Raw genomic sequence first — 11,629 nt, 5'->3', positions numbered from 1 at the left:
GCACCCCTCGGTCGAGCAGGCGTTCGCAGATCGTCCGGGCCGTCGGCGCGCCCGGCACCGGGACCAGGCCGGCCCATAGCCCGCGCCCGCGTACCTGCGCGACCTGCCCTGCCGGCAGCTCGCCGAGCAGCCGGTGCAGACGGGCACCGAGTTCGCGGCTGCGCTGCTGGTACTCCCCTGTTTCCAGTAACCCCACAACGGCGCTGCCCACCGCACAGGCCAGCGGGTTGCCGCCGAACGTGCTGCCGTGCTGCCCGGGACCGATCACGGAGAGCACCGGCCAGTCCGCCACGACCGCCGACACCGGCACGATCCCGCCGCCGAGCGCCTTGCCTAGCACATACATATCGGGCACGACGTCCTCGTGATCGCAGGCAAACGTCTCGCCGGTGCGCCCGAGGCCGCTCTGCACCTCGTCAGCGATCATCAGCACCCCGTGCCGGTCGCATATCGCCCGGACCGCGGCCAGGTATCCGGGTGGCGGCACGAGGATTCCTGCCTCGCCCTGAATCGGCTCCACCAGCACCGCGACCGTGTTCGCGGTGATCGCCGCCTCGAGTGCGGCCGCGTCGCCGAAGGGCACCGAGACGAAGCCGGTCGGATAAGGCCCGAAGCCGTCGCGCGCGTCGGGATCGGTGGAGAATCCGACGATCGCGATGGTCCGGCCGTGGAAGTTGCCGGCACACGTGATCACCTCAGCGGCGTCGGGCCGCACGCCCTTCACGTCGTATCCCCACTTGCGGGCGACCTTGAGTGCGGTTTCGACGGCCTCGGCACCGGTGTTCATCGGGAGCACCGCATCCTTGCGACACAGCCGCGCGAGATCGGTGCAGAACGTGCCGAACCGGTCGTGCTGGAAAGCGCGGCTCGTGAGCGTCAGCCGGGCGAGCTGTTCGTGCGCCGCCCGGACCAGCACGGGATGGCAGTGACCGAAGTTCAGTGCCGAGTAGCCGGCGAGCAGGTCGAGGTAGTCGCGGCCGTCCACGCCCCGAGCCCACACACCCTGCGCGGATTCCAGCACGACGGGCAACGGCTCGTAGTTGTGCGCGCTGTGCCGCTGCGCGTCGGCCAGGGCCGACGCCATCGAGTCTTGAACCGCTGTCATCGCACTCACCACCGCTGCTTTGTTCTGACTCGCGCGCCGCGCAGTTCGAGCGTTGCGCACTTGATACCGCCGCCGGACTTGCGGAATTCGGCGAAGTCCACCGGCACCGGCCGGAATCCACGCGCGCTCAGTTGCGCCGCAAGCCCGGTCGCCTGCGCGGCCAGCACCACGTTGTATCCGTCGCTGACCAGGTTGAGTCCCAGCCACGCGGTGTCGGCTTCGTCCGCGATCAGCGCATCGGGAAACCGGGCACGCAGCAGGGTGAGACTGTCCGGTGCGAATGCCTTGGGCAAGTAAGCGATGGTCGTGTCGTCGAGCACGCCGAGCGCGGTATTGAGGTGGTAGTAGGTCGGGTCGATCAGGTTCAGGGTCAGTACTTCCTTGCCCAGCCGGTCGGCGACCTCCGGGTGCGAGCGCGGATCGGAACGGAATCCGGTGCCCGCGAGAATGACGTCCCCCACCACGAGGAAATCGCCCTCGCCCTCGTTGACGAACTCCGGTGCCCGCGCCTCGGGATAGCCGTTTGCGTTCAACCAGCGCAACACGTGCTCGGCCTCCACCGCGCGCAGAGCCGACCTATACCGCGCGCCCATCGCGACACCGTCCACGACGAGCCCGCTGTCGGTCACGAACACCATGTCCGGCAGGCCCGCGACGGGCTCGATGAGCGTGACGTGGTGGCCGAGCGATCGGTACGTCCGCACCAACTCGAGCCACTGCGCCATGGCCAGGTCGATATCCACGCCCACCGCAGGGTCCATCCACTCGTTGATGGCATAGACCACGTCGAAATACGTCGGCGGGCACATCAGATATGAGCGGGTGGTCGCGGCTCGCGCGACGGGGGTTACCGCGGGTGACGGCTCGGGAGCGGTCAAGGTCATCTCACGGCCCCCTCTCGGGCGTCGGTACATCAAGTATGGAAACGAGACGACGGCCGATCAATTAACTATCGTTGCGTGTCATGGATGATTCGTTGCGCATTGACGGCCTCGATCGGCGAATCGTTGCGCTGCTCGAACAGAATGCGCGGGCCAGCTTCGCCACCATCGGAGCGGCGGTGGGGCTATCCGCGCCGGCGGTGAAACGCCGGGTTGACCGGCTCATCGAGACCGGCGTCATCACCGGCTTCCACGCCTCGGTGAACCCGCGGGCGCTCGGCCACGATGTGTCGGCATTCGTGGAGCTCTATACCGAGGGACGCACCCCGGCGCTCGAGATTGCCCGGATCGCCGCGCGACACCCGGAGGTGCAGGAGGCCTACACCGTGACCGGCGATGCGAACGCGCTGATGCGGGTGCGGACCACCGACACCAGCCACCTCGAAAAGACGCTCGAGAGTCTGCGCGCGCATCCGGCCGTCCTGCAGACCAAGAGCAGCGTGGTGCTCAGCCGGCTGCTACCGCCCATCAGCTGAAATCTCGGGGCCGGAACCGCTGACCTGGCGCGCCGCGAAGGCGGAAGATTGCAGGTGTGCACCCGGAAAGGGGGCAGCGATGGCGACCGACCTGACCATCGAACTCGACGACCGGCCAGGTGAGCTGGCCCGCCTCGGCGATGTGCTCGGCAAGTCCGGGGTCAATATCGCGGGGTTCTGCGCAGTCACCCGCGGCGGCGGAGTCGCGGAAGTTCACCTGCTCGTGGAGGACGCCGCGCCCGCGTTCGAGGCCCTGCAGGGCGCCGGGATCGCGATCACCGAAGAACAAGAGGTCATCGTCCACGCCGTGGATGACCGGCCAGGAGCGCTCGGCGAGGTTGCGCACCGCCTCGGCGAGGCGGCCGTCAACATCACCACCGCCTACCTCGCGACCAGCACCCGGCTCGTGCTCGCCGCGGACAACCTCGCGAATGCCCGGGACGCACTCGACTGACATCGCTCGCTGATAGCGCAGGCGCGAACGCGCTCGTCAGAGCCCATTAGACGCGCTCCGATAACGTTCTCCCATTTCCTTGCGAACCCACCGGTCGCGGAGCATCGTCAATCCTGACCGGTGGCGCCGCCGGGGTGCTGCCCCGACTGGAGGGAACTCCCGTGTTCGCACGCTCCACCACCGTCGTTGCGCATCCGGATCGGATCAACTCCGGGATCCGGCACATAAGTACTGAAGTCATGCCCACCGTGCGCAGCATGCCCGGCTGCGTGGGCCTGTCGATGCTGGTCGACCGGGAATCCCGGCGCTGCATCGTTACCAGCTCCTGGCGCAGCGCAGACGACATGAAGGCCAGTGACGCAGAGCTGCACGCGGTTCGCACGCGTGCCGCCGAAGCGCTCGGCGGACGTCCCCAGGTCGATGAATGGGAGATCCTCGCACTGCATCGTCATCACCGGTCGCACTACGGGTCCTGCGTCCGTGCCACCTGGTTCCGGGTCGACGCGGCGAATATCGACCGCGGCGTGGATATCTTCAAACTCGCGTCGCTGCCCGCGCTCGGGGAACTCGACGGATTCTGCAGTGCAAGCCTCATGGCCGATCGCGACTCGGGCATCTGCGTGTCCTCGGTGACATATGACAGCTTCGGCGCCATGGAGCGCACGAGGGGCGCTGCGGGCACGATCCGCGAGGCCGGCACTACCGAGGCGCATGCGGAGATTCTCGAGGTGTGCGAGTTCGAGCTCGCGCTTGCACATCTGCACGTTCCCGAAACCGTCTGAGCGGCATACTTTTCGAGCGTCTGCGTCGAGGGCTCGCGGGCGCCGCGTCGGGAAGTGTGCGGCCTGAGCAGTGCGCACACCCTTGCGTCTTTACACGTGTAAAGCCTAGTGTCAATCGCCATGACGGAGGCCACGGCGACGACGCCGAGCCGGCGAGCGTTGAGTGGCCGCTCACCGGAGACGGTGGAGCGGTTGCTCGACGCCGGCCTCGTGGTGCTGCGCGAAAAGGGATATGACCAGCTCACCATCCGTGAGGTGTGCCGCCGCGCGGAGCTCACACACGCGACCGCCTACGGCTATTTCTCTGCCAAGCAGCACCTCGTGGCCGAGGCGTATCGCCGGAGGATCGAGCAGTGGTGCCGGCAACCGATCACCGGTGAAACACCTTTGGAGCGGTTGTCGGCGATCTTCGCCGACCTGGGCGCGCTTATGGCCGCCGAGCCCGAGCTCAGTACTGCCGCGTCTGCCGCGGTGCTCAGCCGTGATCCGGATGTCGAGCAGATCCGCAACCGCATCGGGCGCGCCATGGTCGAGCGCCTCCGCGCTGCCGCGGGTCAGGACTGCAGCGAAGTGGTGCTGAACGCGCTCAATATCGCCGTGAGCGGCGCCATGATCCACGCCGGAATGAACTACTACACCTACGACGAGATGGCGGAGCAGCTGACAACCGTGGCCGCCTTGCTACTCGCCAACAACTAGGAAGAAGAGCCGTGGCATTCGAACGCAAAGAGCTGGAAGAGTTTTGGCAGAGCTGGCTGGACATCAACCGCAAAGCGCAGGAACTGGGCGACTGGTCCGTGATGGCCGACCACTACACCGAGGACGCCACTTACGGGTGGTCGTACTCGGCGACGCAGCACTTCATGGCCAACGGGCGCAACGAAATCCGCGACCTCGCGCTGGGTACGGAGATGCTCGGCTTCCAGGGCTGGGTGTACCCGTACCAGTCGTCGGTGATCGATGAAACCACCGGACAGGTGGTCGGATTCTGGCGGCAGCGCAGCACCTTCACCGATCCCTCCGGGGAGATCTACGAGATCCCCGGGCTGGGCTGCAGTTGGTTCCAGTACGACGGCAAGGGCGCATGGTCCTGGCAGCGCGACATCTTCGATGCACAGATCGCCGCAACGACCATCGGGAAGATGTACAAGGACAAGACCAACACCCCGGAACTGGATCGACGCGTCGCGGCCGCGGCAGCCCCGCAACCTGGCCACTACCCGCTGAACGAGTTGAGTGCGCCGCTGTGGCCGGTGCCGCTCATCGCCGACTGAGGGTGTGGTGATGACCGAGCACACGATTGGAGTGCAGGCACCCGACCAGGCCGGTCGGGTTGCGGTGGTCACCGGCGCCAATGCCGGGATCGGGCTCGAAACCGCCCGTGAACTCGCCGCACGCGACGCCACGGTGGTGCTGGCCTGCCGCAACCTCGATGCTGCCGGTCTCGCCATCCGACAGATCAAGGCTGGACTGCCGGGGGCGGATCTACACGCTGTGCGGCTGGATCTGTCCAGCCTGGATTCCGTCGCCGAATGCGCGGCGCAACTGCGCGCCCGCTGGCCGGTTATCGATCTGCTCATCAACAACGCCGGCGTCATGGCATCGAGCTACGGCACCACGAGCGATGGTTTCGAAACCGACTTCGGCACAAACTTTCTCGGGCACTTCGCGCTGACCGGGCGGCTCATCGACTCGATCACCGCGTCGACCGGCGGGCGCGTCGTGACGGTCAGCAGCATCACGCACCGGCGTCGCGCCGCAACACTGGATTTCGATGATCCGCAGTCGACCGCCAAGCGCTTCGACGCCGACGTCGCCTATGCGCGATCGAAGATGGCCGGAATGGTGTTCATGGTGGAGTTGCAACGTCGCCTGACCGCCGCGGGATCGCCGGCGCTGTCGGTCGCCGCCCACCCCGGCGGGGTGCGGACCAACATCCTGCACCACCGCAACAAACTGATGCAGCTGGTCTACAAGCCCCGGCTCGCGTGGGCGACAGGGTGGTTCACCCAGAGCCCTGCAGACGGCGCCCTGCCGGTCCTGCGGGCCGCCCTTGATCCGGCCCTCGACGGTGGGGAGTTCTTCGGACCGAGCGGTTTTGGCGAACTGGTCGGCGCGCCGAAACCGGTCGCCATCTCGAGTCGAGCCCTGGATATCGATACGGGGCAACGACTTTGGGCATTGGCACAAGAGCTGACCGGCATGACGTTCGAGATTTCGGCACCATCCAACCCAACAATAGGAGCGAACCCATGAAGACTCGACTGAACTGCCCGTGCGGCGAAATCATCGTCGGCAAGGACGAAGACGAGCTGGTCGAAAAGACGACCAAGCATCTCGCCGAGAACCACCCCGGGCACGAGTACAGCCGCGACGAGATCCTCTTCATCGCGTACTGACTTCCCCGACCCGAACAGCTAGGGACAACAGCATGGTTCTGCGCATCGCGGACAACAAACGAGTCCGCGAGATCACCCTCGACCGACCCGAGGCACTCAACGCCTTCAACGAGGCGCTTTACGACGCGACAGCCCGCGCCCTGCGGGAAGCGGCGGATGACCCCGGTGTGGCCGTGGTGCTGCTCACCGGTGAAGGCCGCGCGTTCTCGGCCGGCACCGACCTGCTCGAAATGGGTCAGCGTGCCTCCGGCGACGAGAACTTCGTCCCCGGCGAGTACGGGTTTCTCGGATTGCTCGACGCTGTTGCCGAATTTCCGAAACCGTTCGTGTGCGCGGTCAACGGTCTCGGCCTCGGCTTGGGAGCCACCATCCTCGGGTTCGCGGACCTGGCGTTCATGTCTACGACCGCACGCTTGAAATGTCCGTTCACGAGCCTCGGCGTTGCACCCGAAGCCGCGTCGTCGTATCTGCTGCCCCGGCTCGTCGGGCGCCAGAATGCCGCCTGGATGCTGCTGTCCTCGCAATGGATCGACGCTGCCCAGGCCAAGGCCATGGGGCTCGTATTCGCGGTGTGCGAACCCGATGACCTGTTGACGACCGCCCGCAGCCACGCCGAACAGCTTGCTGCCCAACCGATCTCCAGCCTCATCGCGGTCAAGAAGACGATGACCGAGCCGCTGCGCGCAGAAATCGCGGCTGCCCGGCAACGCGAAAACAACTGCTTCGCCGAACTCATGGGCGGGCCGGCCAACCTCGAAGCACTCACCGCGTTTGCCGAAGGACGGGCGCCCGACTTCACCACCCTGCCACCAGGCTGGTGACCCGAAGGCAAGTCAGTCGGGAAGCGTCTCGCCACCGATCGGGGCGAGCACCTCGAACCCTGGGCAAACCGCTGGCGCGGAGCTGTGAGCAAGCTCCGAGTTTCGGCACCCGGGATACGGGTAAGTCCGATGCCATGCCGTCGTTTGCCCCTGCCCTGCCGCGCCCGCGCGGACCCGTGTCGTATGCCGTGATCACCGCACTTTCCGAACGCGAGCCGCACGCTGGGCAGTTCACCCTCCCGACTCCCCTGCGCGCCGATCCGCTCGGCGCGGACGCGCAGCTTGCGTTGTGTGTCTGCTACGAGCTGCACTACGCCGGATTCACCGGGGTCGACGACGGCTGGGAATGGGACCCCGAACTGCTCGAGCTGCGCCACGAGCTCGAGGAACGCTTCCTGTCCACGCTGCATGAGCAGACCTCGGGAGCCAACGACGCGAACGCCTCCCTCGACCAGCTGTTGGTCGAACCGATGGATGGCGCCGGCCTTTCGGATTACCTGGCCGACCGCGGTACCTGGGTGCACATGCGGGAGTTCTTCGCGCACCGGTCGCTGTATCACCTCAAGGAGGCGGATCCCCACGCGTGGGTGATTCCGCGCCTCACCGGAGCGGCGAAGGCCGCGCTCGTCGCCGTCGAGTTCGACGAGTACGGCGGCGGGCGGGCGGACCGCATGCACTCGACGCTGTTCGCCGACCTGCTGCGCGCGGCGAGGATGAGCTCGCGATACCTCGCGTACGTCGATTGCGTGCCGCCGGAGTCGCTGGCCACGGTCAACTTCATGTCGTTGTGCGGGCTGCGGCGGCAGCTGCGGGCCGCGCTGGTCGGGCTGCTCGCCGCGGCGGAGATCACCACCGCACCGAGCGCGCGCAAAATCCTCGCGGGGCTCGAGCGGCTCGAGGCGCCGCACGAGTGCCGCCATTTCTTTGCCGAGCACATCGAGGCCGACGCCGTACACGAGCAGGTGCTCCGCCATGACGTTGTCGCGGAACTGCTGCGCGAGGACCCGAAATGTGAAGCCGACATCGTTTTCGGCATCGAGGCATCCGAACTCCTCGAGCAGCGGCTCGCGCATTTCATCCTGGACAAGTGGGGCCGGGAACGCAGCTCGCTGTCGCCGATTCCGCTCAGCGACTGAGGTTCGACACGAAACCGGCTCGGCGGCAGTGCTACTCGTCGTCGCCAGGGGTTGCCACCGCGCGGCATTTGCGGCGATGACTTGTGTCGCACAGCGGGTAGGTGCGGCTGCGCCGGCAGACACACAATGCGACCACGAACCGATCGGAGGACACCACCGATCCGTCCGGTAGCTCCACCTCCACCGGGCCGTCGATCAGCACCGGCCCGCCCTTCACCGGGCGCACCCGGCGGGCGTTGGGCTCAGTTCGGTCGGTTGGGCCGGTCGGCACGAATCACCACCACTTCCTCGGACGCAGTTTCCGCAGAACACAATCCGCGGGTGTTCAGGTAGTCGACGCGGCCACGCAACACCGGACCGAACGGCACCCGGCGCCGGGCCACGATTGCGGCCTTGAGCCCGCTCTCGCGCAGCTGACGCAGCGAGGCATCAGCGCCGGCGAACTCCGAGTGGACAAGGAGCAAGAGCCCACCGGGACGCAGCAGATCGATCGCGTTGGCGCACAACGGATCGAGTACCGAACGCCCATCCGGGCCGGCATCCCATTTGGCCGAGGTGTCGGCACCGGGTGGGCAAGGCACATACGGCGGATTGGCCAGCACGACATCGAAGGTCCCCAGCGCGAAAGCGTCATAGCAATCGCCGCGCCGAACGTGCACCTTCAATCGATTTGCCTGCCCGTTCAACCAGGCCGAAATCACAGCTCGCCGGGAAGTATCCAGCGCGGTCACTTCTCCCGCGCCGAGTTGCGCGGCTGTGAGGGCAAGTACACCGCTGCCGGTGCATATATCCAGCACGCGCGCATCGGGCGGTAGTGATGCCTCCCGCAATGCCTCGGCAAGCAGGACCGAATCGGTCTGCGGTCGATAGACACCGGGAAGACACACGATCCGCCGCGGCAGATCCAACGGCCGCTGCGCCGGGCGCGCCTGCGTCGTCACGATGAATCCTCCGTTCGGGAGAGTGTGACATTCCATTACCCGGCACTTCGCAGACCAAACCCCGGTTACTTCGCGGCTCAGCGAATTAGCCGAATCACGGCGCGATCCACTATGTCGCGGCGCACCTGCGGCATGCCCCGCTGGGTCAGGTCTTCGTCCCGCTGCGCGCGTAGCTCCGGCAAACGCCTCGCAAGCTCGAGCACCCTGTCGAACTTCTCCTCGCCACGATCGTTGCGCCGTTGTTCGTGGTAGAGGTACTGCCGACGCCCGGCAACGTCCACGCCCACGGCCTGGATGTGGCCGTTCGGGTACGCGCCGCGACCACGGAGAACGCGGTGGATCCCCGGGCCGTACGGGGTGCTGCGGCGCAAGCGCATGGTGCACCTTTCGAGGTGGTCGGCGAACTTCTGGGTGTGTTTGCCATACCCGCTTACGGGCACCCCTTCCCAGTGACTTCCTTGTGGCTCGATCGAGTACCCATTGCGCCTCTACCTGTACTCGAACCGGACACCAAGTACGACGTCGTGGTGGTCGGTGCCGGCCTGGTCGGACTGTCCACCGCTGTGCTCGCCGCGCGCGCGGGTGCGCATGTCGCAGTCCTCGAGGCGCGCCGAATAGGTGACGGCACAACGGGCAACTCGACAGCGAAACTCAGCCTGTTGCAGGGCACGCAGCTGTCCCGAATCCGCCGGCGGCAGTCCGCAGCGACTGCGGCGCGATATGTCGAGGCGAATCGCGAGGGCCAGCAGTGGCTACTGCGCTATTGCGAGGAGCACGATGTGGCCACACAGCAGTGCGCGGCTGTCACGTACGCCCAGACACCGAATGCCGTCGATTCGGTGCGAGCCGAATACGACGCGTGCCGTGAGGCCGGTCTCGACGTCGAGTGGGTCGACAAACTGGATGTGCCGTTCGTCAACTACGGCGGTGCACGCCTGCACGACCAGGCCCAGGTGGATCCGAGATCGGTGCTGTCCGCGCTATGTGCGGATGCTCTCGACCGGGGCGTGCACATCTTCGAGAACACCCGTGTCGTCGGCCTCACCGGATTGGCTTCCGGCCACGTGATGTTCGGCGAGCGGTGCCTGGACACCGAGCGTGGACCGTTCCGTGCCGACACCGTGGTACTGGCCACCGGAACCCCGATCTTCGACCGCGGCATCTACTTCGTCCGCTTGCACCCGCAGCGTTCCTATTCGGTGGCGTTCGAGGTGCCCGGCGAAATCCCGCGCGACATGTACATCTCCGCCGACGCCCCGACCCGTTCGCTTCGATACGCCCCCGGGCCCACTGGCGACACGTTGATCGTCGGCGGCAACGGCCACACCGTCGGACGCCAGGACCACACCATCGCCCGATACGACGACCTCGTGACGTGGACACGGGAACACTTCCCCGGCGCCCGCGAGACGCATCGCTGGTCGGCGCAGGATTATGTACCGATCGACGCGCTCCCCCACGTCGGTCCTCTGCTGCCCGGCTACGACCGCGTGCTGGTGGCGACGGGTTTCGCCAAGTGGGGCATGACGAATGCGGTGGCCGCGGCGTTGGCACTGTCGGGCCGAATGTTCGGCGGGAAGATGCGGTGGGCGAGCGCACTGGAGAGCTGGGCGCCGCGCGAACTCACCGGTCTGCCCGAGGGAGCGAAGATCAACACCGAGGTAGGCCTCGCGATGGTCGGCGGCTGGTTGCGCGCAGCGTTGGGCGGCGACGGCGACCTTCCGGCCGAGGGTGAGGGCCGGGTGAACCGGCGCGGAGTCCGGCCGGTTGGCGTGTCCACCGTGGACGGCGTCACCACCAGTGTGTCCGCGGTCTGTCCCCATCTCTACGGAATTCTGTCGTGGAACGACGCGGAACGGTCCTGGGACTGTCCGCTGCATGGCTCGCGATTCAGCCACGACGGCAAAGTCCTCGAAGGCCCCGCGACGTGCCCGCTCGACATCTACGACCGCACGGAAACCGCGGCAGCGGAAAGGAGTTCGATCTCATGAGCAGCCAATCCAGACTGCAGGACCACACGGTCGCCATTCTCGCCACCGACGGCGTGGAGCAGGTGGAACTGATCGAGCCTCGGTCTGCGGTCGAGAAGGAAGGGGCGCGAACGGTCTTGGTGTCACTGGAAGCCGGCGAAATCCAGGCGATGAACCACGACACCGAGGAAGCGGACAAGTTTCGCGTCGATCAGGTGGTCTCCGACGTGTCGACCGATGACTTCGACGCACTGATCCTTCCCGGCGGCACCACGAACCCGGACAAGTTGCGCCAAGACGCCGACGCGGTGCGGTTCGTCCGTGAGTTCGTCGACGCGCGGAAACCGGTGGGAGTCATCTGTCATGGACCGTGGACGCTTGTCGAAGCCGACGTGGTGCGCGGCCGCACGCTCACCTCGTATCCCAGCGTGCGCACCGACATCCGCAATGCCGGCGGCACCGTGGTGGACGAGGAAGTTGTGGTGGACGGGCTGTTGGTATCGAGCAGGAACCCGCGCGACCTGCCCGCGTTCTGCGAGAAGATCGTCGACGTCTTCGCGACCGCCCCCGTGCACGGCTGACCGAGACGGCACCCGCGAGATCG

Annotated in this window: 15 protein-coding genes and 1 pseudogene; 11 read left to right on the top strand and 5 right to left on the bottom strand. The window is 66.6% G+C overall.

Features of this window, described 5'->3' with window-relative positions; genetic code table 11:
• Positions 1-1,105 (bottom strand): ornithine--oxo-acid transaminase (gene rocD / locus A8G08_RS06470; protein WP_068271721.1); only part of this gene is annotated, 1,105 nt, incomplete at its 3' end.
• A 5-nt stretch (positions 1,106-1,110) separates the two neighbouring features.
• Positions 1,111-1,989: a dimethylargininase gene (gene ddaH / locus A8G08_RS06465; protein WP_068271711.1), complete on the bottom strand. Its 879-nt coding sequence runs from the start codon at positions 1,987-1,989 to the stop codon at positions 1,111-1,113.
• An 80-nt stretch (positions 1,990-2,069) separates the two neighbouring features.
• Between ddaH and A8G08_RS06460 the strand changes: the two genes are divergently transcribed.
• The 9 genes from A8G08_RS06460 (at position 2,070) to A8G08_RS06420 (ending at position 8,114) form a co-directional block, all read left to right on the top strand.
• Complete coding sequence (locus A8G08_RS06460; RefSeq protein ID WP_068271708.1) at positions 2,070-2,522, top strand: Lrp/AsnC family transcriptional regulator; 453 nt, start codon at positions 2,070-2,072, stop codon at positions 2,520-2,522.
• Positions 2,523-2,601: 79 nt separating this feature from the next.
• On the top strand, positions 2,602-2,976 hold the full coding sequence (locus tag A8G08_RS06455) for an amino acid-binding protein (protein WP_068271706.1): 375 nt from the start codon (positions 2,602-2,604) through the stop codon (positions 2,974-2,976).
• Between the two features lie 161 nt (positions 2,977-3,137).
• Positions 3,138-3,758 carry an antibiotic biosynthesis monooxygenase gene (locus tag A8G08_RS06450; protein WP_222844243.1) on the top strand — a complete coding sequence of 207 codons (621 nt, stop codon included), beginning with the start codon at positions 3,138-3,140 and terminating at the stop codon, positions 3,756-3,758.
• A gap of 120 nt (positions 3,759-3,878) precedes the next feature.
• The gene (locus tag A8G08_RS06445) at positions 3,879-4,457 is read left to right on the top strand and encodes a TetR/AcrR family transcriptional regulator (protein ID WP_068271701.1); all 579 of its coding nucleotides are present in this window, start codon (positions 3,879-3,881) and stop codon (positions 4,455-4,457) included.
• A gap of 11 nt (positions 4,458-4,468) precedes the next feature.
• Positions 4,469-5,032, top strand: a complete 564-nt coding sequence (locus A8G08_RS06440; RefSeq protein WP_068271698.1) for a hypothetical protein — start codon at positions 4,469-4,471, stop codon at positions 5,030-5,032.
• A gap of 10 nt (positions 5,033-5,042) precedes the next feature.
• Complete coding sequence (locus A8G08_RS06435; RefSeq protein WP_068271695.1) at positions 5,043-6,014, top strand: oxidoreductase; 972 nt, start codon at positions 5,043-5,045, stop codon at positions 6,012-6,014.
• Positions 6,011-6,157: a DUF1059 domain-containing protein gene (locus A8G08_RS06430; RefSeq protein ID WP_068271693.1), complete on the top strand. Its 147-nt coding sequence runs from the start codon at positions 6,011-6,013 to the stop codon at positions 6,155-6,157. Before A8G08_RS06435 ends, A8G08_RS06430 begins: the two co-directional genes overlap by 4 nt.
• 32 nt (positions 6,158-6,189) lie before the next feature.
• Positions 6,190-6,978: an enoyl-CoA hydratase/isomerase family protein gene (locus tag A8G08_RS06425; RefSeq protein WP_068271689.1), complete on the top strand. Its 789-nt coding sequence runs from the start codon at positions 6,190-6,192 to the stop codon at positions 6,976-6,978.
• Between the two features lie 134 nt (positions 6,979-7,112).
• Entirely contained in the window at positions 7,113-8,114 is a 1,002-nt protein-coding gene (locus A8G08_RS06420; protein WP_068271686.1) for an iron-containing redox enzyme family protein, read from the top strand.
• Between the two features lie 31 nt (positions 8,115-8,145).
• Here the strand turns inward: A8G08_RS06420 and A8G08_RS06415 are convergent, their stop codons facing one another.
• The 3 genes and pseudogenes from A8G08_RS06415 to A8G08_RS06405 form a co-directional block, all read right to left on the bottom strand.
• Positions 8,146-8,385, bottom strand: a complete 240-nt coding sequence (locus A8G08_RS06415; protein ID WP_068271682.1) for a CDGSH iron-sulfur domain-containing protein — start codon at positions 8,383-8,385, stop codon at positions 8,146-8,148.
• On the bottom strand, positions 8,357-9,055 hold the full coding sequence (locus tag A8G08_RS06410) for a HemK2/MTQ2 family protein methyltransferase (protein WP_425394533.1): 699 nt from the start codon (positions 9,053-9,055) through the stop codon (positions 8,357-8,359). Before A8G08_RS06410 ends, A8G08_RS06415 begins: the two co-directional genes overlap by 29 nt.
• A 119-nt stretch (positions 9,056-9,174) precedes the next feature.
• A pseudogene (locus tag A8G08_RS06405) lies at positions 9,175-9,432 on the bottom strand (DNA topoisomerase IB); the annotation flags it as partial.
• Between the two features lie 72 nt (positions 9,433-9,504).
• Here A8G08_RS06405 and A8G08_RS06400 point away from each other — a divergent pair.
• Entirely contained in the window at positions 9,505-11,046 is a 1,542-nt protein-coding gene (locus A8G08_RS06400) for an FAD-dependent oxidoreductase (RefSeq protein WP_068271676.1), read from the top strand.
• On the top strand, positions 11,043-11,606 hold the full coding sequence (locus tag A8G08_RS06395; RefSeq protein ID WP_068271674.1) for a type 1 glutamine amidotransferase domain-containing protein: 564 nt from the start codon (positions 11,043-11,045) through the stop codon (positions 11,604-11,606). The genes A8G08_RS06400 and A8G08_RS06395 overlap by 4 nt, the downstream gene beginning before the upstream one ends.
• Positions 11,607-11,629: the final 23 nt, after the last annotated feature.

The organism is Aldersonia kunmingensis (assembly GCF_001646865.1).
Taxonomy (GTDB): domain Bacteria; phylum Actinomycetota; class Actinomycetes; order Mycobacteriales; family Mycobacteriaceae; genus Aldersonia; species Aldersonia kunmingensis.
Note: the sequence above shows the minus strand (reverse complement) of the source record. Positions and strands in the feature narration are given on the sequence as shown.